A 26,813-nucleotide genomic window follows, 5' to 3' on the forward strand; every position below is an offset into this window, starting at 1 on the left:
CTATTAGTTGACTCGCACATTCATGTTTACTAGTCAGTGCAATACCGGACTGATTGAGTCAAGATTTAAGACGTGCCGGGCAGACAAAAAATGCGAGCGAGCGCCAAGCAAGCCAGCAAGGGACATTTGGAGTTGGGACATGGGGCTGGTTGCTCGGAACAAGGCTGCTCTGCTGGGCGGAGCGGCGATGGCGGTGCTGTTGGGATTGCAAATTGCGCAAGCGCAGCAAGCACAACAGGCGCAACAAGCGCAGACGAATGAACAGGACAAGAAGGGACGCGTAACCGTACTGCAGCGCTTGATCGTCGGCGCGGGCCAGGACAAGGTTGCTATCGATACGCCGCAGGCCGTATCCGTCCTCGAACAAGCGGACATCGACCAATTGCAGCCCGAGATGATCGGCGACATCATCCGTGCGATACCGGGGGTCAACGTCACCGGCTCAGACAGGCTGCTTGGCCAGAGCTTCAACATCCGCGGCATCGGTGCGCCTGAGAACACCGGCGACGGTGGACGCATCGTCGTCAATGTCGACGGCGCGCAGAAATTCTACGAACAGTACCGGCTCGGCTCCTTTTTCTCCGAGCCTGAATTGTACAAGCGCGTCGAGGTGCTGCGCGGTCCGGCCTCGTCCACGCTCTATGGATCCGGCGCACTTGGCGGCGTGATCAATTTCGAAACCAAAGACGCCTCCGACTTCATCGCTGATGGTCAAAACGGCGCCCTGCGTCAGAAGGTCTCCTGGAACAGCAACGGCAACGGCTACCTGACGTCGACGGTGCTGGCCCAGCGCATGGGCGAAAATGCCGAATTCCTGCTCACCGGCAATTATCGCGCCTCAGACGTCTACACCTCGGGCGATGGCAGCGACGTCCTCGGCACGAACTTCAAGGCCTGGTCCGGTCTCGCCAAGGGCACGTTCAATGTTGGAGAAGAAGGCACTTTGCGGGCCTCCTACCAGCAATGGGATTCCAATCTCGACGACCAGCAGCTATCGCAGACCAGCACGGCCGCCTTCTTTGGTCTGGTGGATCGCCACGTCGTCGACAAGACGGCCATCGTTTCTTACGAAAACCCGTTCACCGACAACGACATGGTCGACGTAAAGGTGTCGGCGTCATACTCTAACACCCATAACGAGCAGCGCAACGCTGACCTGCGCTCGTCATGCAGCCCGGGCTCCTTCGCGGTGGTCTGCGACTCGAACTACGGCTACGAAACCTGGCAGTTCAACGCCCAGAACACGATGGAGTGGACCGGCGACAACTGGACGAACCACCTGACGTTGGGTTCCCAGACGACCTATCAGACACGCGTCGCCGAGGCCTTTTTCAACAACGGTCGGCAGTTCCCTGTCACGTTCCATCCTGAAGGCAAAGATCTCAAGACTGGCGTTTTCGCGCAAAGCGAATTCGTCTACGACGACCGCCTCACGATCATACCTGGCGTGCGACTCGACTGGCACAGGTTGACGCCGGATTCGGCACTTAACGCCCTGTCGACCGATGACACCGCCTTCTCGCCCAAGGTGGCCGCCCTCTACAAGTTCAACGATACATTTTCGGTGTTCGGCTCCATCGCGCATACGGAGCGCTTCCCCACGATCGACGAGGTGTTCTCCACTGCAAGCTCGTCCTCGACCTTCCTACCGAGCCTTGGCCTGAAGAAAGAGCAGTCGAATAATTTCGAGGCAGGTTTCGCGCTTTCCGGATCCGACATGCTGCAGGCGGGCGACGCCGGCCAGCTCAAGCTCACGAGCTTCTACAATGATGTGCAGGACCTGATCGCACTCAACCGGCCATTTAGGTCGGGCTTCAACAACAAACCCGGCTTCATCAACATCGAAGAGGCTCAGATCTACGGCTTCGAAGTCGAGACCGCTTACGATACCGAATACGTTTTTGCCAACGCATCCTATTCCTACGTCGTCGGCAAGAACAAGCAGACCGATGCCTATCTGACAACGGTCGCACCTCATGAACTGGCATTCACGCTCGGCGGCAAGATGCCGGAACACGACGTAACCTTCGGTTGGACGGCACGTGTCGTGGCAGCCCCCCAGGATCCTACACGCGACAGCGACACTCCTCCTGTCGGCGATCCAAACTCGACACGCTTCGCAACGGCGTTCAACGTCCACGACATCTTCCTGACCTGGAAGCCGCAGGACGGCCAGCTTGCCGGATGGGAAGCCAACGTCGGCGTCGACAACCTGTTCAACCGTCAGTACAAGGAGTTCCTGATGAACGACGACGCCAAGGGCCGGACGTTCAAGATCTCCCTCTCCAAACAGCTCGGGTGGTAATCATGCGGCTTGGCGTGAATACCAAGCGCATACTGGTTGCCGTGGCGCTTTTGGCGTCGGCCGGCGCGGCGGGGGCACAAAGTGCCCCGCCGTCCCCTGCCCTGATGCTCGAACTCAATGCGGCGCAGCCCTCCGACAAGGGCTGTCGCTTCACCTTCGTGGTGACCAACAATCTCGGCGCCGGGCTTACGAAAGCGGCGTTCGAGATTGCTTTGTTCAATGAGGCGGGCGTCGTCGACCGGTTGACGGTGCTCGACTTCAAGGAACTCCCCGCCGGCAAGACCAAGGTGACCCGCTTCGATCTGCCGGGTGCCGAATGCGCAAAGGTCAGCCGCGTGCTGATCAACCATGCCACAGATTGCGCTGGCCAGGGCGTCGACCCATCGGCCTGCCTGAAATCGCTGCGTACCGAATCCAAGTCCGGCATCGCATTCGGCATCTGAGAGCAACCTTGCCCAGACTCCTATCACCAGGCGCCAGGCGCATCGAAAGGCACAAGCGCATGTTCGGATTGACCAAACTCGACCAGCTGGCGAAACATCAAGGGGACGGGTTGTTGCCGCAAATGCGCGAGCTTTTCGACCGGTTGGCGGCCATAAATGCGAGCACCAACGTCACCGATCTGGCCAGCTATCGTGCGCAATCGCCGAACCAGTCCGGCCCAAACCCAACCGTCGCCGGACACAGAACCGACGCCAATGTCGTGTCGCTACGCAGCGCCCAAAGGACTACAACAGCGCGACGCAAGACCCGTTGAAAGGAAGACCATGTACATCGCAATGAACCGCTTCAAGGTGCAGAACGGCACTGAAACCGCATTCGAAGACATCTGGAAGAACCGCGATTCTACCCTCAACGAAATGAAGGGTTTCCGCGAGTTCCACCTGTTGCGTGGCCCCGTCAACGAGGCGGAAGGCTATACGCTCTACGCCTCGCACACGACATGGGAGAGCTATGACGATTTCAGCGCCTGGACCAAGTCGGAAAACTTCCGCGCCGCGCACAAGAATGCCGGCTCGTCCAAGGCCTCCTACGTCGGGCATCCACAGTTCGAGGGCTTTTCCGTCGTCGAAGGCGCCTGAGCATCATGATGGATTTCGCGCGCAGCATTCCGGTTTTGCCCACGCCCGATATAGGCGAAAGCCGCGACTTCTATCGCGATAAACTCGGCTTCGCCGTCGTGGGAGAAATGGACGACTATCTGATCGTCCGCCGCAACGAGATCGAGATCCATTTCTGGAAGTCCGACGACCGCAAGCTGCCGGAAGTCTCGTCTTGCTATATCAGGGGTGGCGAGGTGCCGGCGCTGCACGCCGAATTCTCAGCACGCAATGTCGAGAAGCTGAGCCCCTTCACCGTGCGCCCGTGGAACATGAAGGAATTCTATGTCCACGATCCGCATGGCAATCTGCTGCGCTTTGGCTGCGCGCCAGAAGAAATCGAATAATGGGCAGGCTTCGGCCTGCCCCTTTTCTTTTCACGTTCAGGCCGATGCCAACAGGCTGGCGTTGCCGCCTGCCGCTGTCGTGTCGACGCAGACGGCGCGTTCGTGGGCATAAGCAGCGGGGTAGATCACTTCGCTGACCAGAGGCACGATCGGGCCCTTGCGCTCGGCAACCACCTTGCGGACGATACGCATGCTTTCCTCGGTCCCGGAGTAGGCCACGACATCGACTGCCAGCGAACGCGCTTCGACCGGGTCGGGGCGACCGTCGATCGCAGCGATCGGCAGGCCTTTGCCAAGCAGCGCGTGCACCGCAGCCGGTGCGCCCGGCGCAACCGCCAGAACCGCATTGCCGGCGGCAAGCGCCTGGATCGCCTGGGCAAGCAGGGTCTCCGCGTCGGGCCCAAGGCAAAGCACGCGGCCACGCGGGTTGAGCGAAAGCGTGTTGGCCTCGCCCGTCGGACCAGGCAGATCGACCTGACCGAAGTCGATGCTTGCCGCAGCCGCAATCGACTGCGCGCCCTTGCCACGCAGATGCTTGCGCAGAATGGCAATGCGGTCCGGCCGTGTTGCCCATTCGCCGGCGTCGACGAGGTTGTCGACGAGTTCGGTTGCCGTCACCTTGCGGCCTTCCGGCAGAACGGTGCCTGCTTCGGGCGCCTTGCGGAAACGGCGGAGATAGTGGGGCCCACCAGCTTTGGGGCCGGTGCCCGAAAGCCCCTCGCCACCAAACGGCTGCGAGCCGACAACGGCGCCAATCTGGTTGCGGTTAACGTAGATGTTGCCGGCATGAATGCCGTCAACGATGTGCTGGACGCGACCTTCGATACGGGTGTGCAGGCCGAATGTCAGGCCATAGCCCTTGCGGTTGATCGCCGAAATGACGCTGTCGAGTTCGTCCGCCTCGAAGGTTGCGACATGCAGCACGGGGCCAAACACCTCGCGCTCCATCTCCTCGATTCCCTTCACCTTGAAGACATGCGGAGCAACGAAGCGGCCATCGGCCGGAGCGTCCAGTTTGGCAATGAGCTTGCCCTTGGCTTCCATCTTGGCGCAGTAGTCGCGGATCGAGGTTTGCGCCTCCTCGTCGATGACGGGGCCGACATCGGTCGACAGCTGCCACGGATCGCCGATGCTGAGCGCATCCATCGCCCCCTTCAGCATCTCGACCATCTTCTTTTCGACGTCGGTCTGGACGTAAAGCACGCGCAACGCCGAGCAGCGCTGGCCGGCACTCTGGAACGACGATGCCAGCACGTCGCGGATCGCCTGCTCGGGCAGTGCGGTGGAATCGACGATCATTGCATTGAGACCACCGGTCTCGGCGATCAGCATCGCGTCGGGCGCGGCGGTCTCTGCAAGCTGCTTTTCGATCAGTTTGGCGACCTCGGTCGAACCGGTGAAGCAGACACCGGCGATGCGCGGATCGGCTGTCAGCGGCGCGCCGACCGTCGGGCCGTCGCCGGGCAGAAGCTGGATCACGTCTTCAGGCACGCCGGCCTCGCGCATCAGTGCAACCGCACGCGCGGCGATCAGCGGTGTCTGTTCGGCCGGCTTTGCGATCACTGAATTGCCGGTTACGAGGGCTGCGGCGATCTGGCCGGTGAAGATTGCGAGTGGAAAATTCCACGGCGATATGCACACGATCGCGCCGCGCGCCGCTGTGCCAGCTTCAGCCTTGTCGGCCTCGGCTGCGTAGTAGCGCAGGAAGTCGACGGCCTCGCGGACCTCCGCCACCCCATCAGACAGCGATTTGCCCGCTTCGCGGGTCGCGAGGGCGAAGAACTCGGCGGCGTTCGCCTCATAAAGATCGGCGGTGCGGCGCAGGATTGCGGCGCGTTCGGCAACGGGCTTTGCTGCCCAGGCTGGCTGCGCCTCGATGGCGAAACGAACAGCTGTCGACACCTGCTTGGCGGCGGCTTCGGTAACCGTTCCGACGACATCGCCAGGCTTGGCCGGATTGACCACCTTGCGCGACGCGCCATAGCCGGCGGCACGAGTGATCGGCTTTGCCGCCCACCTGTCAGGGCCTTTGAACTCGGCCTTGGCCTTGTCGAGTGCGGCGAGCGTCACCGGATCTGTGATATCCCAGCCCTTGGCGTTCTTGCGGCCAGCGCCGAAGATTGCGGCAGGTGCCGGGATTGACGGATTGGTGGCCGGGCCCTGCATTTCCACGGTCTCAAGCGGGTCGCGAGCGATGGCTTCAGGCGCAACGTCCTCGTCGGTCAGCTGGTGCACGAACGACGAATTTGCACCGTTTTCGAGCAGGCGACGAACCAGATATGCGAGCAGGTCGGAATGCGCACCGACCGGCGCGTAGATGCGGCAGCGCGTGCCCTCTGCCTTGCGAACCGTCTCATGCAGCGCTTCGCCCATGCCGTGCAGGCGCTGGAACTCGAACGACGTGCGGTCCTTGGCCATCGAAAGGATGGCGGCCACCGTATGTGCGTTGTGGGTAGCAAACTGCGGATAGATGCGATCGGTCATCGACAGAAGCTTGCGGGCGCAAGCCATGTACGAGACGTCGGTGTTGGCCTTGCGCGTGAACACCGGATAGCCCGGCAGGCCAAGCGTCTGAGCACGCTTGATCTCGGTGTCCCAGTAGGCGCCCTTGACCAGGCGCACCATGATGTTGCGGTCGAGCTTGTTGGCGACCGCATAGAGCCAATCAATGACGAAGGCCGTGCGTGGGCCATAGGCTTGGACGACGACACCAAAGCCATTCCACCCGGCGAGCTGCGGGTCTGCCAGCACGCGTTCGATGACATCGAGCGACAGGTCGAGGCGATCGGCTTCTTCGGCATCGATGTTGAGGCCCATGCGGGCGCGCTTGGCGGCAACGCACAGCGACAGCAGGCGCTCCGCCATCACGGGCAGCATCTCGTCCTTGTGCGAAACTTCGTAGCGCGGATGAAGCGCTGACAACTTGACCGAAATGCCGTGGTTGTAGCGGATATCGGGACCGTTGGTGCCATTGTCGAGCGAGGAAATCGCCTCGGCATAAGCGCGGTGATAGCGCAACGCGTCAGTTTCCGTCCGGGCGGCTTCGCCCAGCATGTCGAAGGAATAGAGATAGCCCTTCTGGATCATCGAACGGCCGCGCTTGACGGCTTCAGTGATCGTGCGGCCGAGCACGAACTGCTCGCCCATTTCGCGCATCGCGGCAGCGACCGCCGTGCGGATAACCGGCTCGCCCAAGCGGCGCACCATCGAGCGCAGTGTGCGCTCGATCGAGCCCTCGCCCTCGTCGAGCACGCGGCCAGTCAGCATCAGCGCCCAGGTCGACGCATTGACGAAGATCGAGCTCGAACCGCCCGAATGCGACGACCAGTCGTGCGGGGCGATCTTGTCGCGGATCAGGTCGTCCATGGTTTCAGTGTCGGGAACACGCAGCAGCGCCTCGGCCAGGCACATCAGGGCCACGCCTTCCTTTGTCGAAAGGCCATAGGCGGAGAGGAAGACTTCCATCAGGCGCGGGTCGGTCGAGCCGCGCACAGCACGCACAAGATCTGCGGCGCGTGCCGAAATCGCCTTACGGTCCTCGGCAGAAAGGGCAGCGGTCGCCGACAGCCTCTTCAAGGCTTCGGCTTCATCTGGGAGGTAGTTGGCGCGGATTTCCTGGCGGATGGGGTCGAGCGCGGACATGGCGTTCCTGTAGAGCGGGTTAAGGCATCGCCCGGCAGGAAACTCGCTGCCGAGCCTTTTGTCGAAAACTACCACATCGCCCTGCAACCGAGCGATCCAAAGAATTCGACTTGCCAGTTCAAAACGTCTACGATTGGCGCATCCTTTTTACCGAATGAGCCACCAATTTCATGCCAGAAGACCATTTGGACCGCATTGACCGCAACATAATGTTCGCCCTTTCGCGCGACGGCCGCTTGTCCATGGCTGAGCTTGCCACAAAGGTCGGACTTTCCAAGACCCCTGTCCAGGCGAGGGTCAAGCGATTGGAGAAAGATGGCTACATCAAGGGCTATCAGGCGATCATCGACAGCGAGCGCATGGGCGAAGGCCATGTCGCCTTTGTTCAGGTCAAGCTGTCGGACACCCGATCTGCAGCCCTCGACGAATTCAACCGCGCAGTGCACGCCGTGCGCGAGATCGAGCAATGCCACATGATGGCAGCGAGTTTCGACTACCTGCTCAAGGTGCGCACCAAGGATATCGCCGCCTACCGACGCGTACTCGGAGAGCGCATTTCGGCCCTGCCCCATGTCGCCCAGACCTCGACATTCGTGGCTATGGAGACGGTCAAGGACCGCTGAGACTAATCCGACAACGTCTTCAGGAACGCGACCAACTCCGCGCGCTCGCGATCGGACAGTGCCACCGGGTGGATTTCGGATACGCCCTCAACAGGGGCCGGCGCCTTGGCGTAGTGATCGAGAACCTGCTCCAACGTGGCAAACTGACCGGCATGCATATAGGGCGGCCGGTCCGCAACGCCCCGCAGCGAGGGGGTCTTGTAGGCGCGAACCAGCTCCGGCGCGCTCTTTTGCATGAATTTGAGCTCGCCACAGGCTTCGTCACCGCCATCGCGAAATTTGCCGAAACAATTGAACGGATCGGCGAGCACCTCGTTCAAGACCGCGGTTCGTCCCCGATCCGCAGGCAGACCGGGAACAGGCGGCACACCCGTGTTATGGAAGTGATTGTCGGTGAAACGCGGACCCGTGTGGCAGGTCGAACAATTGGCCCGACCGATGAAAAGCCTGAGACCCGCCTGCTCCTCCTCCGACAGGGCATTATCCCCGGCAGGTGTGCTGCCTTTGGCAACAGCATCCGCAAAGCGGTCGAAACGCGTTTGGCCATGGCTGATCGAACGCTCGAAGGCGGCAATCGCCTTGCCTATATCGGCAAAGACGAGGTTCACATCTCGGCGTTGCTGCTCGGTCATCGCGTGCCAGGCCGTTTGCTCGGCTGGCGTGCCGAACGGTCCCGCGTTCGGCGGCACTGCGGACAGGTCGGGCAGCGGCCTGAAAATGCGCTCATAGCGTTCGCCGAAACGGCGCTTGAGATAGTGAACGTAAGCCGCGCGATTGCCGGCATGTTCGAGCGGATTTTCGAGAGGTGTCAGCGCCTGTGCCCACAGGCTATCGCGCCGGCCATCCCAAAAAAAGAACGGATCGCGCGCAACGCCCGCCAATGGCATGGTACGCCGGTTGGTCTCAGCCACGCCCACGCCGCGCGGAAGGTCGTCCTGGAATTGACGGTCGATCTTGTGGCAGGTGCCGCACGCCACATTGCCATCTCGGCTCATGCCCGTGTCGAAAAACAGCGTCGCGCCTAGAGCAGCAGCGCCCGGATCGTCGGCAAAACGATTGGTCGGATCGGGCGGCAGCGGCGCGAGTGCTGAAAGCGACATCGAGGCGATGGTGCGCTTTTCCGCCTCCGTAAACTCCGGCTGGCTGCAGCCTGCCAATGTGGCCGCTAGCGATACGGCGATTGCGACACAGTTGATAAGGCTGCGCTTCATAACCTCACATCACAAGATTGAAGGTCGCCTGGTCGGCCCCCACCGGCGACGAGATGCCGAGTTTCAACTGCCACCAGCCACTCATCGAGAATTTCACGCCTTCGATGCGGTACCGGCCGCCACCAAGATACGCGGTCGCCTCGGGGCTGGTCGGCAAACCATGCGCATGCTCGGGCATGCCGCCGCCAACGATGATCTTGGCGTCCTCGACCGGGGCGCCTTTCCGCGTCTTGAGGGTCACCAGCCAGGAATGGAGCTCACCTTGCCTGATGTCGCCCATCTCGGGCGCGATAGCGACCGTGAACACACCCTTGGCTGAGGCCTTCGAGCGCGCAAGATCCGGCCCGGGTGTCGCCGGCGCGGTCAGATAGACCACTGCCAACACGCCCACCGCCAATGCAACGAGGCCGACAGCTCCGCCGATCATGCGCCATGGTGATGCCAATTGGACCTCCTCGACCCTGCTAACAACGAATGCACCCTGCTCCGCCTTCCCAACGTGCTGGTTGATCGATCGCCAACATGGCGCGGCCTACCGAGGAAAGCCATTCCGGGAGCGAAAGACCATGCAGCACCAAGCGCTCAAAATGCTGCTGAAACAGCTGTTTGACTGACTTTTCGGACTCTTCTTATGAAGAGCTCGACGAAGAGAACGCGCGGCACCGGAAATGCCGCGCGTTGTCATCCAGTGGCGATCGGTTGGACGCTAGAGGCCCAGGCCGCCGATGCAGACATATTTGGTATCGAGATAGTCCTCGATACCCTGGTGCCCACCTTCGCGCCCGAGGCCGGATTCCTTGACGCCACCGAACGGCGCTTCAGGCGTGGTGATCAGGCCTTCGTTGACGCCGACCATCCCGTACTTCAGCCCTTCCATGACCCGGAACGCACGGCCGAGATTGCCGGTATAGAAGTAGGATGCGAGGCCGAACTCGGTGTTGTTGGCAAGCGCGATGGCCTCTTCCTCGGTCTCGAATCGGAAGACAGGTGCGACAGGCCCGAAGATTTCTTCCTTCATGAACTTCATTTCAGGCGTGGCATTGGCAATCACCGTCGGCTGGAAGAACGAGCCGCCGAGCGCATGGCGCTTGCCGCCGGCGACAACCTTGCCACCCTTGGCTGTAGCGTCGGAGATGAACTCCTCGACCTTTTCGACAGCCTTTTCGTCAATCAGTGGTCCCTGCTGCACACCCTCATCGAGACCCGAACCGACCTTGAGCTTGCTTGAAGCGACAGCGAACCTCTCGACAAACCTGTCGTAGATGCCGGCCTGCACGAAGAAGCGATTGGTGCAAACGCAGGTCTGGCCGGAATTGCGGTATTTCGCAGTGATCGATCCTTCGACCGCGCGGTCGAGGTCGGCGTCGTCGAAGACGATGAACGGCGCGTTGCCACCGAGTTCCATCGACACCTTCTTGACCGTCGATGCCGACTTTTCGATCAGCAGCTTGCCGACTTCGGTCGAGCCGGTGAAGGTGATCTTCTTGACCAGCGGATTGGCGCAGATTTCGTCGCCGATCTCGCCGGCCGAGCCGGTCAAAACGTTGACCACGCCCTTGGGGAAGCCGACTTCCTCGCACAGCGCGCCCCAGGCCAGGCCCGAGTATGGCGTCTGCGAGGCAGGCTTGACGACAGCCGTGCAGCCAGCGGCGAGTGCCGGCCCGAGCTTGCGCGACAGCATTGAGGACGGGAAGTTCCACGGCGTGATTGCGGCGATGACTCCGACCGGTTCCTTGGTGACGAGAATGCGGCGATCGGCCCAGGGCGATGGCACGACATCACCGTACGTGCGGCGCGCTTCCTCGGCAAACCACAGTACATAGGCGGCCGACGAGCCGATCTCACCCTTGGACTCGGTCAGCGACTTGCCCTGCTCAATGGTGAGCAACTCTGCCAGCGCGTCCTGATTGTCCATGATGGCGTCATGGAGCTTGCGCAGCAACTTGGAGCGCTCCAGAGCGGAGGTCTTGCGATAGGTCTTGAACGCCTCATTGGCGGCCTCGATGGCGCGGCGCGTTTCGGCCGCGCCGGAGCGCGGCACGGTGCCTATCTTGAGCCCTGTCGCCGGATTGATCACATCGATGGTCTTGCCGGAATCTGCCTGCACCCACTCGCCGTTGATGAGATTGGCCTGCCGCATGAAATGGCTGGTTTTCTGAAGCATGGCTTCGCCTCCTGTTGTGGCGTCTGCGGGACGCGGACTGATGGTGATGTCATCGAAGGACCGTCCGGCAGAACGTCCGATCCGCACAGCAAAATTTGTAACGTGCCGCTGGGGCAGCGATCAACCGAATTATGGCACAGATGCGTTGGTCCAGGGTCAACCAAACACCATGGTCGCGACCATCAGCCAGAACGCGGTCGTCACCACGGCACAAGCCGTGGCAATCGTCATCTGATTGGATGCCAGTGCCTGGCCGGTGCCGAACTGGATGGCGATCAGGTAGGAATTGACGCCGGAGGGAAGGCTGGCTGCCGCCACCGCGACCTTTGCCGGGAGCGGTGGCAGGCCAAGGAGCCAGGCAAACAGCAATGCCACGGCCGGCATCAGGAACAATTTAAGCACCGAAAGCGCCAAAGCCGGCTTGATGTTGCCTGATATGCCGAATTTCCTGAGCCCGAGACCCATCGCAAACAAGGCGATCGGTCCGGCGATGTTTGCGAGCGCGTCGACGAAGCGATTGGCGAGCGCCGGCAGCGGCAGCCCGGTTGCGCGCCAGGCGAGGCCGGCCAGGATACCGATGATCAACGGGTTGGTCAGGATCTTGCGAAGGAAATCACGAATGATCTCAATCGGATGCACTGGCTCGCTGCGGCGCGGCCCGAACAGTTGGAACAGAATGATCGAGGCCATCATCATCGTTGGCAGGTGCACCGAGATGATGAGCGACAGGATCTCAAACCCTTCCTGCCCAAAGACGCCGAGCATGAAGGGAATGCCAAGCAGCACGAGATTGGAAAAGGCAGAGGAAACACCCCCGACAACCCCCGCTTGACCGTCGCGCCCGAACAAACGCGTAGTCACCAGGTGCCCCACAGTCCAGGCCACGATCACGGCGGCGAAATAGGTGGCCCACAGCGCCCATGGCGTGGTGCCGTGAAAATCGGCCCCGATCATGGTGCGGAACAACAGCAGCGGCAGCGCCACGCCGATGGCGAATTCGGAAAGCGCGTCCCCGGTCTCGGTACGCATGTAGCCGGTGACGCCGGACAGATACCCCAAAGCCACGAGTCCGAAGACGAAAAGCACGGTTTCAACGAGTGGTGACATTGGCGCTCTGGGGAAAGGGAGAATCGGCGTGCCGAAGCATTGCCCCGTGTGCAACCTCGATCAAGCCAGGATCCGACGGGATCGGACGCCGGCGAACATCATTCGCCGTCACCTTGCCTTTCAATCGACTTTGGCATCCCTATATCCGCATCGCCGGTTTGGGACCATTCATGCTCAGAATTACCATTGCAATCATGCTGTTGTTAGGCGCACTTCCCGCCCAAGCCACCGAAGCCGGATGGGCGCTGCTGCGCAATGGCGGTCATGTCGTACTGCTGCGCAATGCCATGACCACCGGTGCCGTCGAGCCACCCAACTTCGACATCGACAAATGCGCGACCCAGCTCAATCTGTCCGATCGCGGCCGCCAGCAGGCGCGCAAGATCGGCGCGCTGTTTGCCGCACGCGCGGCGCCCGTCGAGCGCATCCTGGCAAGCCGCTACTGTCGCACTCTGGAAACCGCTCGCCTCGCCTTCGACGACCAGAAGGTCGAGCCGATGGCGGCACTGGACAAGCCTACGGAAGCCACCGCCGAGGCCGATGTCGCGGCCGTCATGGACATCATTCGCAACTATTCCGGTTCCGACAACATCGTGTTGGTGACCCACCTCGAGAACATCCAGGCGCTGACCGGCGCGACGGCGCGCGAAGGCGAAGCGCTGATCGTTGGCCTGCAAGGAGAAAGGCTGCATGTGCTCGGCCGCATCGTCTTCTAGGGCGCACTTCACCTACTTTCCCCAAGGTGCGGTGCCGCCCCTCGCCGCGAAGGCGCAGGATTTGGCCTTTTCCTGTCTGGAAAAACCGATTAGACAGCCCCTCAAAACTATGTGCGTAGAATCTGTCCTGGATTCATGATCGCCCTCATCAAAGGAAAAACCGTGTCCACGACCTTCGAGAAAGTCGCCAAGATCATTGCCGAGACCAGCGAGATCGACATCGACACCATTACGCCCGAGAGCCACACCATCGACGATCTGGGCATCGACAGCCTCGATTTCCTGGACATCGTCTTTGCGATCGACAAGGAATTCGGCATCAAGGTGCCGCTCGAGAAGTGGACGCAGGAAGTCAACGACGGCAAGGCCTCGACTGACGAATACTTCGTCATGAAGAACCTTTGCGCCAAGATCGACGCGCTCGTCGCGGCAAAGAACGCCTGAGAACGCTGAAGCCACCCATGGCCAATCGCGACGTCGTCATCACAGGCATCGGCCTCGTCTCCTCCCTTGGAGAAGGCGGCGCTGCCCATTGGGACAAGCTGACCGCACCGGGCACAACCCCGGTGATCGATGCCGAACGCTTCCCCCCCTATGCCATCCATCCCCTGCCGCAGATCGACTGGAGCCTGCAGATCGCCAAGCGCGGCGACCAGCGCCAGATGGAAACCTGGCAGCGGCTGGGCACCTATACAGCGGGCATGGCGCTCGATGACGCCGGCATCAAGGGCAATGACGAACTCAGCGCGACCATGGACATGGTCGTGGCGGCAGGCGGCGGCGAGCGTGACGAAGCGGTCGACGCCGGTGTGCTGGCGGCATCTGAAAACCGCACCGACCGCGATGTGCTGCTCAACGAAAAGCTGACCACTGAACTCAGGCCGACGCTGTTTCTGGCGCAGCTTTCCAACCTGCTCGCCGGCAACATCTCGATCGTCCACAAGGTCACCGGCTCTTCCCGCACCTTCATGGGCGAGGAAGGTGCAGGCGTTTCGGCCATTGAGACCGCGGTCGCGCGTATCCGCTCCGGCCAGTCGACGCATGTGCTGGTTGGCGGCGCGTTCCAGACCGAACATTCCGACATGCTGCTCGGCTACGAACTGGCCGGCTACCTGCATCGCGGGCCGTGGAAGCCGGTGTGGCAGCGCCAGGGCTCGGAAGGCGGCGGCGTCGTCACCGGATCGGGCGGTGCATTCCTCGTGCTCGAATCGCGCGACCATGCCGAAGCCCGTGGCCAGAAGATCTATGCCACGCTCAGCCCGGTGCTTTCCAGCCGCGCCAGGCGCCGCAACGGCGGGCTCGAAGCGGGTATCGCCGAATTGCTGGCTAAGACCGATTTGCCCGATGGCGAGTTGCTGGCGGTCTCGGGAGCCTCGGGCGCCCATGCCGCAACCGCAGCTGAAAAGGCCGCCTTCGACGCCAATCCGGCGATCGCGGCCCGCGCCCTTTCGTCGCTGACCGGGCACATGAAGGAAGCGCAGTTTCCGTTCGCCGTGGCGCTCGCAGCGCTCGCCGTCGACCGTGGCGCCGGCTACCCGGCCTTCGAACAAGGCGAGAAGATTTTCGCTGGCAAGCCGGAGAATGTTCTGGCAACGGCGGTCGGCTATCACCAATTCGAAGGCATGGCGCTCGTTTCCGCGCCGCGCTGAAGGGTGTCAGGACAAAACATGGCCAATCTTAAGGATCATCTCGGCAGGCCCGTCGTTGCCGTAACCGGCATCGGTGTCGTCACCTCGCTTGGTGTCGGCAAGGCCGATAATTGGGCAGCACTGACATCAGGCAAGTCAGGCATCCATCCGATCACCCGCTTCCCCATTGACCTGCTCAACACCAAAATCTCTGGTATGGTCGATTTCCTGCCGTCGAGCACAAAGGGCGCCAGCGCGCTGACCTACGAACTCGCCGAGACGGCGGCACAGGAAGCAGTCGAGGAAGCCGGTTTTGCCTCCGACGATTTCGATGGCCCGCTGTTCCTCGCCTCCCCGCCAGTCGAACTCGATTGGCGCGACCGCTTCGCGCTTTATGCCGGCGACGACGAAGGCTCGGCCTCCGAACGCCTGCTGAAAGTAGCGCGCAGCCAGAACTCGCTCGACATGTTCGACACCTCGCAGTTCGGCTCGATCGCCGACCGCCTCGCCGACCGGTTCGGCACGCGCGGCCTGCCAATCACAACCTCGACCGCTTGCGCATCGGGCGCCACCGCCATCCAGCTCGGCGTCGAGGCCATTCGTCGCGGCGAATGCGACCGTGCGCTGTCGATCGGCGCCGACGGTTCGGCGACCGCCGAGGCACTGATCCGGTTTTCGCTGCTGTCAGCGCTGTCGACCAACAACGATGTGCCCGAAAAGGCCTCCAAGCCTTTCTCCAAGGACCGCGACGGCTTCGTGCTTGCGGAAGGTTCGGCAGCCCTAGTGCTCGAATCCCTGGAAAGCGCGCTTGCCCGTGGTGCCGAAGTTCTCGGCATCCTGCGCGGCTGCGGCGAAAAGGCCGACGACTTCCACCGCACGCGCTCCAAGCCAGACGGCTCGCCGGCGATCGCCGCTGTGAAGGCAGCGCTGGCCGATGCGGGTCTGGCCGAGGACGAGATCGACTACGTCAACGCCCACGGCACCTCGACGCCCGAGAACGACAAGATGGAGCATCTGTCGCTTTCGACCGTGTTCGGCGAGCGCATCCGCAAGATTCCGGTGTCATCGAACAAGTCGATGATCGGCCACACGCTGTCTGCGGCAGGTGCCATCGAGGCCGCGTTCTCGCTGATGACCATGCGCGAGGGCGTCATTCCCCCGACGATCAACTACGACAATCCCGATCCTTCGATCGAGCTCGACGTGGTGCCGAATGTGAAGCGCAAGGCAGAGGTTCGCACAGTGCTTTCCAATTCTTTCGGCTTCGGCGGCCAGAACACCTGCCTTGTCATGGCGCGGGAACCGGTCTAAGCGACCCTTTCAACGTTCTGGGTGCATGACCTCGAAATCGGAAACGGTTGTCGTGGTTCCATGCGCCGATTAGAGGTGCTTTCGCGTCCCTTGCAGATGAAAGGGACGCGCATCATCGTAGATACAAGGACTTAGCGACATCATGCGCGCATTGCAGCTCGTCGAGGACCGCCGGCTCGAGCAGGTGGACATCGCCCCGCCCCCGCCTCCCGGCCTTGGCGAAGTCACGCTGCGCATCAAGGCCGTGGCGCTCAACCACATCGACGTCTGGGGCTGGCGCGGCATGGCATTCGCCAAGCGCAAGTTGCCGCTCATTGTCGGCGCGGAAGCCTCCGGCGAAGTCGACGAAGTCGGCCCCGGCGTGACCGGCCTTGCGCCCGGTCAGCTCGTATCGATCTACGGCGCCCGCACCTGCGGCCTGTGCCGCCCTTGCCGCGAAGGCCGCGACAATCTGTGCGAGCACGTCTCCGGCGTGCACGGCTTCCATCTCGACGGCTTCGCCCAGGAAAAGATCAACCTGCCGGCGCGCCTGCTTGTTCCGGCACCTCCCGGCGTCGACGCCATCGGAGCTGCGGTTGCTCCCGTTACCTTCGGCACCGTCGAACACATGCTGTTCGACAACGCCAAGCTTGAGCCGGGCGAGACGATCCTGATTCATGCCGGCGGTTCGGGCATCGGCTCGGCGGCGATCCAGCTCGCCAAGAAGTTGGGCTGCACCGTCATTACGACTGTCGGTTCCAACGACAAGATCGAAAAGGCCAAGGCGCTTGGCGCCGATCATGTCATCAACTACCGCGAAGACCGCTTCGAAGGCGTCGTGCGCAAGCTGACGAAAAAGAAGGGTGTCGACGTGGTGTTCGAACATGTCGGCAAGGACACGTGGGCAGGCTCCATGTTCAGCCTCAAGCGTGGTGGCCGCCTCGTCACCTGCGGCTCGACATCTGGCGTTTCGACCGAAATCAACCTGATGATGCTGTTCCAGCAACAGCTCAAGCTGCTTGGCTCCTTTGGCTGCCGCATGGAAAACATGGCCGACGCCATGCAGAAGATGGCCGCCGGACTTGTCAAGCCGATCATCGACACCGAAGTCGACTTCAGCTCCATCGACACCGCGCTGAAGCGGATGGAAGGTCGCGACGTGTTCGGCAAGATCATCCTCCGCATCGACTGAGGATTTTCCCGAATTGCCCCGCAAGAAGGCCAGCAAGATTCCCAACCCCACGGTCATGAAGATCATGGGGCGCCTGCGCATGCTCAACTATTGGCTGGTCGCCCAGGTTGCACTGGTGGCGCTCAAGCTGCTGCGCCTGCTGCCGGTCGACAAAGGACTGAACTTCGCCGATCGCGCCGCGCGCACCGTCGGCCCCTGGTTCGGCCGTCACCGGGTCGCACTGACCAACTTGCGCAACGCCTATCCCGAGAAAACCGACGCCGAAATCGAAGCCATCGCCCTCGACATGTGGGGCAATATGGGCCGGCTCGGCGCTGAATACATCTTCCTTGAGCAGATCTTCGATTACGATCCGCAGGCAACCACGCCCGGCCGCATCGAGGTTTCCGGTATCGACCACTTCGTCAAGATCGCTGGAGAGGACAGGCCGCACATCGTCTTCACCGCACACCTTGGCAATTTCGAACTGCTGCCGATCGCTGCCGCCACATTCGGCATGAAGATCACCGCGCTGTTTCGCCCGCCGAACAACCCCTACCTCGCCGAATACATCTTCTCGACGCGCAGCTCGAACATGGGCGACCTGTTGGCATCGCAACGTGGCGCGTCCTTTGCACTGGCAGGTATTCTCGACCGGGGCGGCAATGTCGGCGTGCTCGTCGACCAGAAGTTCAACCGCGGCCTGCGCACGACATTTTTCGGCCGCGAATGCGAGACCAATCCGGTGCTTGCCATGCTCGCGCGCCACTACGAGTGCGACGTCTACCCGGCCCACTGCGTCAGGCTGCCCGGCAACCGCTATCGGCTGTCGGTGGAAGAGAAGCTGACGCTGCCGCGCCGTGAAGACGGTACCGTGGACGTTCAGGCGACCACCCAGATGCTCAACGACACGGTGGAGCGCTGGATCCGCGAAGACCCCGGCCAGTGGATGTGGTTCCACAAGCGTTGGAACCTGTCCCATGGCAGGCGCCGCAAGGTCAACGCCGCCGGCAAGCTGGCCGCCGATTCCTGAGATCGTCCTCAGTCGCCGTAGTAATTCATCACCGCATGACGGGCTTCGGCGAAGAACAGCCAGCGCTCGACTACCAGGCCGCATGCGTAGAGCAAGACCGCCAACACGGCGGCCAGCATAGCGGTCGTGCTGCCGCCGAGAATAACAACCAGCATCAGCGCGACCGGCACCACCCCGCCCAGCAGGATTGCCATTTTCGAGAGCTTCAGCGCGTGCTTGCGGGCAATCTTGAAACCCATTTCGCGCGTCAGGTAGTTGTCGTTCATATGCGGCCGCTCAAACAGCCTGACATGGCCGATGTTTCCGAGACCGGTTGCACTCTCAGGCGTTGACAGCGGCACCAGCGTGCGCAGCCGCTTCCACCAGGCGCTTTTCGCTGCCCACGCAGCAATGACCGCAACAAGCGCAAGTACCGCACATAAATCGCTGCTACTTCCAGAGATAACGGCAACGACGGTCGAGAGCAGCAGCCCGCCTGCAGCCGAGAAAAGCAGGTAGCAAATTGGTGTAAGTCCGGTGTTCCAGGCCTGGATCGAGCGCAGCGAAGCGTAGATCATAGCCGTGCAATAAACGGTGGCACCGCACATGACGGCGCCAACCAGCCCAACAACGGGCAGGTAACGCCCCTCGATCACCGCGAACCATGCCGATATCGTCAACGGCACGAAGGTCGCCATGGCCATAACGCCTTCGCGCGACAGCCAGCTTGAGCGCCATTGCGACAGTGCCCTCCAGGCGCGCTGCGGATTGCCGAGATGCAGCGTGGAAGACAACAGCCCGCCTGCGATCATCACAAGCGCAGCGACATGCGCGAGTTTCGCCGACAACGTCGATGCGTCAAGCAGGCCAAGCCCGAGCACTGCTGCAAGGCCATAGCCGAGTCCCGAAAGCGTGGTGAACAAAATGATGGAAGGAGCAGGATGCATATTTCAGATTCGGTCCAGCATGCCGTCGAGCCAGGCAAAGAAGCCCTTGGCACCGTCAGTGTTTTCAGCGAGCACCGCCGAGCCGGCACTCGCAGCTAATGGCTTGCGCGGCCGCGGAGGCAGGTACTTGTTAGTTGGGCGCGTGCCCTGCTCCGGCATGAGATCGTAGCCGCCGCGCTCAGCCACCATGCGCGAGACATCTGAAGTCGGATCGCCGAGGTCGCCATAGTGCCGGGCATTGGCGGGGCACGTGCGGACGCAGGACGGAACGCGGTCGATTTCCTTCAGCGTCTCGTTGTAGATGCGGTCGACGCACAGCGTGCATTTCTTCATCACGCCGGCGGCAAGGTCCATCTCGCGCGCACCGTAAGCGCAGGACCAGGCGCACAGCCCGCAGCCGATGCATTTGCTCTCGTCGACCAGCACGATGCCGTCTTCGGCGCGCTTGTAGGAAGCGCCCGTAGGACAGACGGTGACACACGGCGCATCCTCGCAATGCAGGCAGGATTTCGGGAAATGCACGATGCGCGCGTCGCCCGCCTCGCCAATTACCTGACCGCCTTCAGGCACGACCTCGAAGGTGTGGATCCGGTTGAGGAAGGTACCGGAGACATCAGCGCCATAGGGTTGCTGGTCGGACAGCGCGGCACCATAGCCTCCGGTATTCCATTCCTTGCAGCTGATGACGCAGGCATGACAACCGACGCAAACGTCGAGGTCGATCACAAGCCCGAGCTTCTTCGGTGTCGGCAGCGAAGGCAGGCTGGTCATTTCGCCCACTCCTGGCCGTATCGCAATTCTTCGACATGGGGCAGCGCTTCGCCAGGCTGTGCAACAGCGGGGAAATGCGGCTCGCTGACAACAGCCGGCTCGGCCTTCTCGATACGCACGCGCAGGTCATACCAGGCAGCCTGGCCGGTGATCGGATCGGAATTCGACCAGCGCATTCCGTCGCCCTTGGGCGGTAGAAGTTCGTGGATCAAGTGATTCATCAGAAAGCCTTTTTTGGCTTCGGGTGCATCCTCGTCGAGCGCCCAGGCGCCTTCGCGTTTCCCGATCGCGTTCCAGGTCCAGATGGTGCTGGAATTGACCGCCTCCATGCGCGCTATCTCGACTTTGATGCGCCCATGGTGCGAAATCACCCAGACCCAGTCACCGTCGACAAGCCCGATCTCGTCACAGATCGGCCCCGGCACATAGAGCGGGTTCTTGGTATGGATCTGCCTGAGCCAGGCGTTCATCGAGCCCCAGGAGTGGTACATCGCTGCCGGGCGCTGGGTGATGGCGTGATAGGGATATTCCTCGCGGCTGACGGCCGCTTCCTCGAACGGTCGATACCACATCGGCAGCGGGTCGAAGGTGGCGAGGATGCGCTCGCGATGCGTCTCAGGCGCCACCGGCTCGCGCCGTCCCTCGGCCGAAAGCCGGAATTTCTGCAGCGATTCCTGATAGAGCTGGAATGTCACCGGCTTAGGCTCGTCGAAAAAGCCCATGCGCACGGCAAAATCCTGGTAGGCCTTGTTGGCGTGCTTGAAGAACTGCGCTTCGAGCGGAATATGCGCCGAAAAGAACGAGCCGTTTTCGATATAGCGCTTGAGCTGGTCTGGGTTGGCCGCGCCGCGACCCGTGCGAGTGCCATCGCTGCCGCGGAAACCTGCTAGCGGGCCGATGCCGGGCCTGCGTTCGTGGCGAACGATGTAGTCGGCATAGTCTTTGTAGAGCGCCTTGCCATGATTGTCGGCGAAGCCCGGCAGCCGTAGCCTCGCACCGAGATCCAGCAGCACGCTCTGGAAGCCGCGCACGTCGCGGTCGGGCTCGACTACGGGCCAGCGGATGGCATCCTGGACCGCGTCCGGCTCGGAAATCGGCCGGTCGAGCAGCGAGATGCAGTCGTGACGTTCGAGATAAGTTGTGTCCGGCAGCACGAGGTCGGCATATGCCACCATCTCGGAGGAATAGGCATCGGAATAGATGATCTTGGGGATGCGGTACTCGCCAGTAGCCGGGTCCTTGTCTTCCAGCATCTTGATGACGCCGGCCGTGTTCATCGACGAGTTCCAGGCCATGTTGGCCATGTAGAGGAACATCAGGTCGATCGAATACGGGTCGCCGGCATGCGCGTTGGCGATCACCATGTGCATCAGCCCGTGGGCCGAAATCGGCGCATCCCAGGAAAACGCCTTGTCGATGCGCATCGGCTGGCCTTGGGCGTCGATCAGCAGGTCCTCCGGTCCTCTGGGAAAACCGAGATGCGGGCCCGAAAGCGGCTTGTTGGATCCAAAGTGCTCAGCCTTGCCGTGCGGCGTCGGATGCGCCTCGACAGGTTTGGGGTATGGCGGCTCGAAGCGGAAGGCACCGGGGCAATCGACAGCACCAATTAGCACTTGCAGCATGTGCAGGGCGCGCGCCGTCTGGAACCCGTTGGAGTGAGCCGAAAGCCCGCGCATGGCGTGAAACGACACAGGCCGCCCGACGAATGCCTCGTGGCGCTCGCCGTTCATGTCGGTCCAGGGCTGGTCGATCCTGATTGCCTCTTCGAAGGCTACACGCGCGATCTCGGCGGCGAGGCCGCGGATCACGTCGGCGGATACACCTGTCTCCTGGGCAACTGCCTCAGGTGCATATTGGGGGTCGAGATACTTTTCGGCGAGCAACTGGAATGCCGGTACGGCGAAGCGGCCATCCGGCAACTCGACACGGCCTGAAAGTGCTGGGCGCGCGCCTTTCGTTCCGAGAGGCACGACATGTTCGGTCACGGTTTCGAAGACCTGCGGCTTTCCGTTTTCATCGCGCGCGAAAAGCCCGTGCTCGGCGGAGCCCGGCGCATCGACAACCAGCCAGGTCGCATTGGAATAGCGCACGATGTAGTCCACATCGATCTTTCGCGCCTTGAGCAGTTCGTGCACGACCGCGAGGATCAGCAGGCCATCGGTTCCCGGACGTATGCCGATCCAGTTGTCGGCGACGGACGAATAGCCGGTGCGCACCGGATTGACCGACACGAAGCGAGCGCCGCGCTTCTTGAGCTTCGAGATGCCGATCTTGATCGGGTTGGAATCGTGATCCTCGGCAACGCCGAACATCACGAACAGCTTTGTCCGGTCCCAATCGGGCGCACCGAACTCCCAGAACGCGCCGCCGATCGTCATGATGCCACCGGCCGCCATGTTGACGGAGCAAAAGCCGCCATGCGCCGCATAGTTAGGCGTGCCGAACTGCTGCGCCCAGAAGCCGGTCAGCGACTGCGACTGGTCGCGCCCGGTGAAAAAGGCAAGCTTCTTCGGATCGGCCTGACGGACGCCGTCGAGCCAGCCGGTGGCGAGCGCCAGCGCCTCGTCCCAGGAAATCTCCTTGAATTCGCCCGAACCGCGCGGCCCGGTCCTGAGCAGCGGGGCCTTGAGCCGTGCTGGGGCGTAATGCTGCATGATGCCGGCCGAGCCCTTGGCGCACAGGACGCCGCGATTGACTGGGTGGTCGCGGTTGCCTTCGATGTAGCGGACCTTGCCGTCCTTGATGTGGACATCGATGCCGCAGCGGCACGCGCACATGTAGCAGGTGGTCTTGCGGACCTCGTCGGATACCGGCTCCGAAAGCGCTACCTGCGGTTCTGACTTCATCCGGCGAACTCCCTGAGGACGAGTCCTACCGAGGCACCGGCTGAAAGGAAATGCCCTGAATTGGCAGTCTACGGCAAAATTTATCTATGCATGGAAAGGAACTTGGTTCGAACGGCTAAGGTGCCACCAGATGTAGAAAAACCGGGGAATCCCCACTCCCCGGTTTTTCCTATGCCCGTCACCCCGTCTAACAATTCAGATCAGCAACAAAATAGCTGGGCGGTTTGCCATATGCGGCACTCAAGCCAGCGGTATGAAACTGCCATCAACAAGCCTGGGTACATTAGCAGCGGCTTTAGTCTCCGGGTATGATTTACAACCCTTCCTGCTGCTTGCGAGCCGCGTTTCACCGCTGAAGTGATACAAATCCGCAACAGAATTGCCGTTGCGTCACTTGAAAAGCGGAAATGAGGAAGCGATCGCGACCAAAAGCACACTCGGCGAGCAAGTGGATGAGTGACCGCCCTGCTATTTAGTGACCACGATTCGCGTCTTGCTAGGTCCAACTTCCTTGACCAGCGCGTAGAATGCGGCGGCGTTGGCGATCCGCAACCGTACGCAACCATGCGATGCCGGGCGGCCGAGCTGCTTGACTGCGCCGGTGCCGTGGATCGCGTAGCCACCATAGTAGAAGACCGAATAGGGCATCGGCGAGTTTTCGTATTTGCTCGAGTACCACATTCGGCTGAGCCGCTTGGGCCGCCAACTGCCGCGCGGCGTGACGTATCCTCTGCGTGCCGTCGATACCGGCCACTGGTGGAGCACGCGACCGACGGTCATGGTCTGCGTCGAGACGTTGATCCTTGCGACAAGGGCATCGGCGAATGCTGCGGAGGGGACACGGGCGAAGGCCAATGTCGCGGCGATGAAGAGCGCTTTGTGCATTCTTTCCTACACTCCCCAATGAGGAAACCTATGCCCGCCCAAATCAGGATGGGATCATGAAAAGATGCACGGCTGGTAAATTGAACGTGTAAGCTTAAACCCGCGCGCATACACCACCTGTGATGGAAACGGCATTTCGCCGGCTTCAAAGTGGCCCAAACCACCTCCCCGCGTCCTCCGCTCTGGCCCAGTTGACTTGCCCCCTCTCGGGCATAGGTTAGCTCGTGCAGCTGGAGCTACGTTCCATGGTGCTCCAGAGCGACAACGTGCGGCCGTGAGCGGACCGTCGCCCGGAGGATCGAAAATCATGCAACAATCCCAGTATTTTACCGGTATGAGCAGGCGAAACCTGCTGTCGTTGATCGGCCTGACGGCCGGTACAGCGGCGATGTATCAGGCGATGACCAGCCTCGGTCTCGCGGTTGAGTCAGGCTACAAGGGGCCGGTCAAGCTAGAGGGTGACCCAAAGGGCGCAACCGTGCTGATCTTGGGTGCGGGCCTGGCTGGCATGACGGCCGCACTCGAGCTTCGCCAGGTCGGCTACAAGGTAAAGATCCTCGAATACAACAAGAGGTCAGGTGGGCGAAACTGGACGCTGCGCGGCGGCGACACCTACACCGAGCTTGGTGGGGCGACGCAGAAGTGCGAATTCGATGAAGGCCTCTACATCAATCCCGGCCCGTGGCGCATTCCCTACCATCATAACGGCCTATTGGCCTATTGCCGTCGCCTCGGTGTCACCCTCGAGCCATTCCAGCAGCTTAACCACAACGCCTTTTTGCATTCGTCCAAGGCGTTCGGCGGCAAGCCGCAGCGTGTCCGCGACATCAAGATCGACTTCCAGGGCCATGTCTCGGAATTGCTGGCCAAGATTGCCCACACCGGCAAGCTCGAAGGCGGCGTCACCAAGGAAGACCAGGAGATGTTGGTCGAGGCGCTGCGCTCCTGGGGCGCGCTCGACAAGGACTATGCCTATACCAAGAGTGTCGCGACCTCTGAATTCCGCGGCTTTGCCCAGGACCCCGGTGGCGGCCTGGGCGGCGCGCCAGTTCCGAGCGAGCCTATCGCGCTTGCCGACATCTTGAGTTCAGGCCTGTGGGGTAGCCTCGCCAATTTCTCGCTCTATGAGTTCCAGACGACCATGTTCCAACCGGTCGGCGGCATCGACATGATCGGCAAGGCATTCACCAAGGAAGTCGGCGACCTCATCACCTACAATTCCAAGGTCTCCAAGATCCATCAGGACGACAAGGGTGTCACCGTCACCTATGAGGACGTGACCAATCCCGGCGCAATGAAGGAAGAGAAAGCCGACTGGTGCATCTGCACCATCCCGCTGACCATTCTCAGCCAGATTGAGATCAATGTCGGCGCCCCGATGCAGGCTGCGATCGAGGCCGTGCCATACGCCTCATCGGTAAAGGTCGGCCTGCAATTCAAGCGCCGTTTCTGGGAGCAGGACGAACTGATCTTTGGCGGTGTCAGCTATACGGACCTGCCAATCACCCAGATTTCGTATCCGAGCACCAGTTTCAACACCAACGGCAAGGGCGTATTGCTCGGCGCCTACACCTGGAACGGTCCGCACTCCTACGAGTTCACCTCAATGGTACCGGAAGAGCGCGTCAGGCGCGCCGTCGAATATGGCACGATGATCCATCCGCAATACAAGGACGAGTTCGAGAACGGCATCTCGATGGCCTGGCACCGCTCGCCCTTCACGCTTGGCTGCGCCGGCGACTGGACCGAGGAAGCACGCAAGGAGCACTACGACAATCTCTGCCAGATCGATGGCCGCATCGTGCTCGCTGGCGAGCACGCCTCTTACATCCCTGCGTGGATGGAGGGCGCGATCCTGTCGTCGCTCGATGCGATCACCAGGCTGCATCAGCGCGTCGTGACGGGATGACGGAGATGTCCGTCCATCCCTCAACCCTCGTTATCGCAAGGCATGTCGACATGACCCAGCAATCCAAGCGTTCACTCGGCCTCATCGCCGCCACAGCGTTCTTCACTGCATACTCGGCCGCCGGAGCCCTCGCAGACTCGGCGGGCGCGACCTTCAGCGACGGTGACAAGTTTTCTGAAAAGACAGGCCAGGAACTTTATACCAACGTCTGCCAGGCCTGCCACATGGACAAGGGACAAGGTGCGGTTGGCGCCGGCAAGTACCCGGCACTCGCCAAGAACGCGAACCTGGAATCCGGAGGCTATCCCATCTACGTCATCGTGCATGGCCAAAAAGGCATGCCCCCGGTCGGCAGTATGATGAGCGACGACCAGGTGGCCGCGGTCGTGAATTATGTCCGGACCAATTTCGGCAACGACTACAAGGATGCGGTGACGGCGGAAGACGTCGCCGGCGCACGCTGACACATCCTCGTCGAATGGCAATGATGCACGAATCCAACGGCTTGGAGCGATTGCCCTAAGCACCGTCGCGGCCGGCACTTGCTGCCGGCCGCACCAATCCCATGCGGCAAAGAAGGAGTAGAAGATGACAAAGATGCGGATCGGCGCCGCCACGCTTGTGGCCGGCCTTTTCGTCACCTGCAGCGCGATGGCCCAAGACGTCGTGCGCCACAGGATTCCGAATTCCGACTTCCCGATAGCCCAGGCCGTCGAAGTGCCGGCTGGCAAGACGACTGTCTATGTCAGCGGCGCAGTACCTTCGGTCATCGACGAGAAGGCTGAAAAAGGCAGCATCGCAGCCTATGGCAACACCAAGACCCAGACGGAAACGGTGTTCAAGTCCATCGAAAAGACACTCGACGGTCTCGGCCTCAAGATGGGTGACGTGATCAAGATGCAGGTCTTCCTCGTTGGCGACCCTGAAAAGGGCGGCAAGATGGATTTTGCCGGCTTCATGGAGGGCTACGTCAAGTTCTTCGGCACCAAGGAGCAGCCCAACCTGCCGTCGCGTTCGGTGATGCAGGTTGCCGCCCTTGCCGCTCCGGGCTGGCTGGTCGAAATCGAAGTCACCGCCGTTCGCCCCTGATCGGATCGGGTCTCGCAGGCTGCCCGAAAGCGGACGGCCTGCGCGCTCGA

Annotated in this window: 24 protein-coding genes; 15 read left to right on the forward strand and 9 right to left on the reverse strand. The window is 61.6% G+C overall.

Annotation, left to right across the window (positions count from 1 at the left end):
* The first annotated feature begins 139 nt into the window (after positions 1 to 139).
* The 5 genes from C8K44_RS13330 to C8K44_RS13350 are packed head-to-tail and all read left to right on the forward strand — an operon-like array spanning position 140 to position 3,752.
* The gene (locus tag C8K44_RS13330) at positions 140 to 2,305 is read left to right on the forward strand and encodes a TonB-dependent hemoglobin/transferrin/lactoferrin family receptor (protein ID WP_109576285.1); all 2,166 of its coding nucleotides are present in this window, start codon (positions 140 to 142) and stop codon (positions 2,303 to 2,305) included.
* Positions 2,306 to 2,307: 2 nt separating this feature from the next.
* The gene (locus C8K44_RS13335) at positions 2,308 to 2,748 is read left to right on the forward strand and encodes a hypothetical protein (protein WP_109576286.1); all 441 of its coding nucleotides are present in this window, start codon (positions 2,308 to 2,310) and stop codon (positions 2,746 to 2,748) included.
* 59 nt (positions 2,749 to 2,807) lie between these two features.
* A complete protein-coding gene (locus tag C8K44_RS27295; RefSeq protein WP_146203942.1) occupies positions 2,808 to 3,062 on the forward strand; it encodes a hypothetical protein in 255 nt (84 codons plus the stop codon).
* A gap of 10 nt (positions 3,063 to 3,072) precedes the next feature.
* The gene (locus C8K44_RS13345; RefSeq protein WP_109576288.1) at positions 3,073 to 3,387 is read left to right on the forward strand and encodes an antibiotic biosynthesis monooxygenase; all 315 of its coding nucleotides are present in this window, start codon (positions 3,073 to 3,075) and stop codon (positions 3,385 to 3,387) included.
* A 5-nt stretch (positions 3,388 to 3,392) separates the two neighbouring features.
* The gene (locus C8K44_RS13350; RefSeq protein WP_109576289.1) at positions 3,393 to 3,752 is read left to right on the forward strand and encodes a VOC family protein; all 360 of its coding nucleotides are present in this window, start codon (positions 3,393 to 3,395) and stop codon (positions 3,750 to 3,752) included.
* Between the two features lie 36 nt (positions 3,753 to 3,788).
* Here C8K44_RS13350 and putA read toward each other — a convergent pair whose 3' ends face one another.
* Complete coding sequence (putA, locus tag C8K44_RS13355; protein ID WP_109576440.1) at positions 3,789 to 7,394, reverse strand: bifunctional proline dehydrogenase/L-glutamate gamma-semialdehyde dehydrogenase PutA; 3,606 nt, start codon at positions 7,392 to 7,394, stop codon at positions 3,789 to 3,791.
* 170 nt (positions 7,395 to 7,564) lie between these two features.
* Between putA and C8K44_RS13360 the strand changes: the two genes are divergently transcribed.
* A complete protein-coding gene (locus C8K44_RS13360; RefSeq protein ID WP_109576290.1) occupies positions 7,565 to 8,017 on the forward strand; it encodes an Lrp/AsnC ligand binding domain-containing protein in 453 nt (150 codons plus the stop codon).
* Positions 8,018 to 8,019: 2 nt separating this feature from the next.
* On the opposite strand, the gene C8K44_RS13365 is transcribed toward C8K44_RS13360, so the two are convergent.
* From C8K44_RS13365 to C8K44_RS13385, 4 genes are all read right to left on the reverse strand, one after another.
* A complete protein-coding gene (locus tag C8K44_RS13365) occupies positions 8,020 to 9,228 on the reverse strand; it encodes a cytochrome c peroxidase (protein WP_109576291.1) in 1,209 nt (402 codons plus the stop codon).
* Between the two features lie 4 nt (positions 9,229 to 9,232).
* Positions 9,233 to 9,673, reverse strand: coding sequence for a FixH family protein (locus C8K44_RS13370; protein WP_245417472.1), 441 nt, complete (start codon positions 9,671 to 9,673; stop codon positions 9,233 to 9,235).
* A gap of 261 nt (positions 9,674 to 9,934) precedes the next feature.
* Complete coding sequence (locus C8K44_RS13375) at positions 9,935 to 11,392, reverse strand: NAD-dependent succinate-semialdehyde dehydrogenase (RefSeq protein ID WP_109576293.1); 1,458 nt, start codon at positions 11,390 to 11,392, stop codon at positions 9,935 to 9,937.
* Positions 11,393 to 11,548: 156 nt separating this feature from the next.
* On the reverse strand, positions 11,549 to 12,499 hold the full coding sequence (locus C8K44_RS13385; protein WP_109576295.1) for an AEC family transporter: 951 nt from the start codon (positions 12,497 to 12,499) through the stop codon (positions 11,549 to 11,551).
* A 170-nt stretch (positions 12,500 to 12,669) separates the two neighbouring features.
* On the opposite strand from C8K44_RS13385, the gene C8K44_RS13390 reads away from it, so the two are divergent.
* From C8K44_RS13390 to C8K44_RS13415, 6 genes are all read left to right on the forward strand, one after another.
* On the forward strand, positions 12,670 to 13,215 hold the full coding sequence (locus C8K44_RS13390) for a histidine phosphatase family protein (protein ID WP_109576441.1): 546 nt from the start codon (positions 12,670 to 12,672) through the stop codon (positions 13,213 to 13,215).
* A 135-nt stretch (positions 13,216 to 13,350) separates the two neighbouring features.
* Positions 13,351 to 13,659: an acyl carrier protein gene (locus tag C8K44_RS13395; RefSeq protein ID WP_199227086.1), complete on the forward strand. Its 309-nt coding sequence runs from the start codon at positions 13,351 to 13,353 to the stop codon at positions 13,657 to 13,659.
* A 17-nt stretch (positions 13,660 to 13,676) separates the two neighbouring features.
* A complete protein-coding gene (locus tag C8K44_RS13400) occupies positions 13,677 to 14,864 on the forward strand; it encodes a beta-ketoacyl-ACP synthase (RefSeq protein WP_109576296.1) in 1,188 nt (395 codons plus the stop codon).
* Positions 14,865 to 14,882: 18 nt separating this feature from the next.
* Positions 14,883 to 16,154 (forward strand): beta-ketoacyl-ACP synthase, encoded by a 1,272-nt coding sequence (locus C8K44_RS13405; RefSeq protein ID WP_109576297.1) that lies wholly within the window; start codon positions 14,883 to 14,885, stop codon positions 16,152 to 16,154.
* 142 nt (positions 16,155 to 16,296) lie between these two features.
* Positions 16,297 to 17,325, forward strand: coding sequence for a zinc-binding dehydrogenase (locus C8K44_RS13410; RefSeq protein WP_109576298.1), 1,029 nt, complete (start codon positions 16,297 to 16,299; stop codon positions 17,323 to 17,325).
* Between the two features lie 55 nt (positions 17,326 to 17,380).
* Positions 17,381 to 18,337 carry a lipid A biosynthesis lauroyl acyltransferase gene (locus C8K44_RS13415; protein ID WP_109576442.1) on the forward strand — a complete coding sequence of 319 codons (957 nt, stop codon included), beginning with the start codon at positions 17,381 to 17,383 and terminating at the stop codon, positions 18,335 to 18,337.
* An 8-nt stretch (positions 18,338 to 18,345) separates the two neighbouring features.
* On the opposite strand, the gene C8K44_RS13420 is transcribed toward C8K44_RS13415, so the two are convergent.
* From C8K44_RS13420 to C8K44_RS13435, 4 genes are all read right to left on the reverse strand, one after another.
* Complete coding sequence (locus C8K44_RS13420) at positions 18,346 to 19,263, reverse strand: DmsC/YnfH family molybdoenzyme membrane anchor subunit (RefSeq protein WP_109576299.1); 918 nt, start codon at positions 19,261 to 19,263, stop codon at positions 18,346 to 18,348.
* 3 nt (positions 19,264 to 19,266) lie between these two features.
* A complete protein-coding gene (locus C8K44_RS13425) occupies positions 19,267 to 20,034 on the reverse strand; it encodes a 4Fe-4S dicluster domain-containing protein (protein ID WP_109576300.1) in 768 nt (255 codons plus the stop codon).
* Positions 20,031 to 22,880, reverse strand: a complete 2,850-nt coding sequence (locus C8K44_RS13430; RefSeq protein ID WP_109576301.1) for a molybdopterin oxidoreductase family protein — start codon at positions 22,878 to 22,880, stop codon at positions 20,031 to 20,033. The genes C8K44_RS13425 and C8K44_RS13430 overlap by 4 nt, the downstream gene beginning before the upstream one ends.
* A gap of 468 nt (positions 22,881 to 23,348) precedes the next feature.
* The gene (locus tag C8K44_RS13435; protein ID WP_109576302.1) at positions 23,349 to 23,765 is read right to left on the reverse strand and encodes a L,D-transpeptidase; all 417 of its coding nucleotides are present in this window, start codon (positions 23,763 to 23,765) and stop codon (positions 23,349 to 23,351) included.
* 307 nt (positions 23,766 to 24,072) lie between these two features.
* On the opposite strand from C8K44_RS13435, the gene C8K44_RS13440 reads away from it, so the two are divergent.
* From C8K44_RS13440 to C8K44_RS13450, 3 genes are all read left to right on the forward strand, one after another.
* Complete coding sequence (locus C8K44_RS13440) at positions 24,073 to 25,674, forward strand: flavin monoamine oxidase family protein (protein WP_245417473.1); 1,602 nt, start codon at positions 24,073 to 24,075, stop codon at positions 25,672 to 25,674.
* A 5-nt stretch (positions 25,675 to 25,679) separates the two neighbouring features.
* The gene (locus tag C8K44_RS13445; protein WP_245417474.1) at positions 25,680 to 26,138 is read left to right on the forward strand and encodes a cytochrome c; all 459 of its coding nucleotides are present in this window, start codon (positions 25,680 to 25,682) and stop codon (positions 26,136 to 26,138) included.
* Positions 26,139 to 26,262: 124 nt separating this feature from the next.
* The gene (locus C8K44_RS13450) at positions 26,263 to 26,763 is read left to right on the forward strand and encodes a RidA family protein (RefSeq protein ID WP_109576304.1); all 501 of its coding nucleotides are present in this window, start codon (positions 26,263 to 26,265) and stop codon (positions 26,761 to 26,763) included.
* Positions 26,764 to 26,813: the final 50 nt, after the last annotated feature.

It is taken from the genome of Aminobacter sp. AP02 (genome assembly GCF_003148805.1).
Lineage (GTDB): Bacteria > Pseudomonadota > Alphaproteobacteria > Rhizobiales > Rhizobiaceae > Aminobacter.

What these genes read in the sequence shown, in the direction of transcription:
- C8K44_RS13365 (WP_109576291.1), bottom strand. Translation starts at nt 9,228, where the DNA reads ATGAAGCGCAGCCTTATCAACTGTGTCGCAATCGCCGTATCGCTAGCG.
- C8K44_RS13405 (WP_109576297.1), top strand. Translation starts at nt 14,883, where the DNA reads ATGGCCAATCTTAAGGATCATCTCGGCAGGCCCGTCGTTGCCGTAACC.
- C8K44_RS13330 (WP_109576285.1), top strand. Translation starts at nt 140, where the DNA reads ATGGGGCTGGTTGCTCGGAACAAGGCTGCTCTGCTGGGCGGAGCGGCG.
- C8K44_RS13390 (WP_109576441.1), top strand. Translation starts at nt 12,670, where the DNA reads ATGCTCAGAATTACCATTGCAATCATGCTGTTGTTAGGCGCACTTCCC.
- C8K44_RS13410 (WP_109576298.1), top strand. Translation starts at nt 16,297, where the DNA reads ATGCGCGCATTGCAGCTCGTCGAGGACCGCCGGCTCGAGCAGGTGGAC.
- putA (WP_109576440.1), bottom strand. Translation starts at nt 7,394, where the DNA reads ATGTCCGCGCTCGACCCCATCCGCCAGGAAATCCGCGCCAACTACCTC.
- C8K44_RS13395 (WP_199227086.1), top strand. Translation starts at nt 13,351, where the DNA reads ATGATCGCCCTCATCAAAGGAAAAACCGTGTCCACGACCTTCGAGAAA.
- C8K44_RS13400 (WP_109576296.1), top strand. Translation starts at nt 13,677, where the DNA reads ATGGCCAATCGCGACGTCGTCATCACAGGCATCGGCCTCGTCTCCTCC.
- C8K44_RS13425 (WP_109576300.1), bottom strand. Translation starts at nt 20,034, where the DNA reads ATGACCAGCCTGCCTTCGCTGCCGACACCGAAGAAGCTCGGGCTTGTG.
- C8K44_RS13450 (WP_109576304.1), top strand. Translation starts at nt 26,263, where the DNA reads ATGACAAAGATGCGGATCGGCGCCGCCACGCTTGTGGCCGGCCTTTTC.
- C8K44_RS13445 (WP_245417474.1), top strand. Translation starts at nt 25,680, where the DNA reads ATGTCCGTCCATCCCTCAACCCTCGTTATCGCAAGGCATGTCGACATG.
- C8K44_RS27295 (WP_146203942.1), top strand. Translation starts at nt 2,808, where the DNA reads ATGTTCGGATTGACCAAACTCGACCAGCTGGCGAAACATCAAGGGGAC.
- C8K44_RS13420 (WP_109576299.1), bottom strand. Translation starts at nt 19,263, where the DNA reads ATGCATCCTGCTCCTTCCATCATTTTGTTCACCACGCTTTCGGGACTC.
- C8K44_RS13415 (WP_109576442.1), top strand. Translation starts at nt 17,381, where the DNA reads ATGAAGATCATGGGGCGCCTGCGCATGCTCAACTATTGGCTGGTCGCC.
- C8K44_RS13430 (WP_109576301.1), bottom strand. Translation starts at nt 22,880, where the DNA reads ATGAAGTCAGAACCGCAGGTAGCGCTTTCGGAGCCGGTATCCGACGAG.
- C8K44_RS13440 (WP_245417473.1), top strand. Translation starts at nt 24,073, where the DNA reads ATGCAACAATCCCAGTATTTTACCGGTATGAGCAGGCGAAACCTGCTG.
- C8K44_RS13360 (WP_109576290.1), top strand. Translation starts at nt 7,565, where the DNA reads ATGCCAGAAGACCATTTGGACCGCATTGACCGCAACATAATGTTCGCC.
- C8K44_RS13375 (WP_109576293.1), bottom strand. Translation starts at nt 11,392, where the DNA reads ATGCTTCAGAAAACCAGCCATTTCATGCGGCAGGCCAATCTCATCAAC.
- C8K44_RS13335 (WP_109576286.1), top strand. Translation starts at nt 2,308, where the DNA reads ATGCGGCTTGGCGTGAATACCAAGCGCATACTGGTTGCCGTGGCGCTT.
- C8K44_RS13385 (WP_109576295.1), bottom strand. Translation starts at nt 12,499, where the DNA reads ATGTCACCACTCGTTGAAACCGTGCTTTTCGTCTTCGGACTCGTGGCT.
- C8K44_RS13345 (WP_109576288.1), top strand. Translation starts at nt 3,073, where the DNA reads ATGTACATCGCAATGAACCGCTTCAAGGTGCAGAACGGCACTGAAACC.
- C8K44_RS13350 (WP_109576289.1), top strand. Translation starts at nt 3,393, where the DNA reads ATGATGGATTTCGCGCGCAGCATTCCGGTTTTGCCCACGCCCGATATA.
- C8K44_RS13435 (WP_109576302.1), bottom strand. Translation starts at nt 23,765, where the DNA reads ATGCACAAAGCGCTCTTCATCGCCGCGACATTGGCCTTCGCCCGTGTC.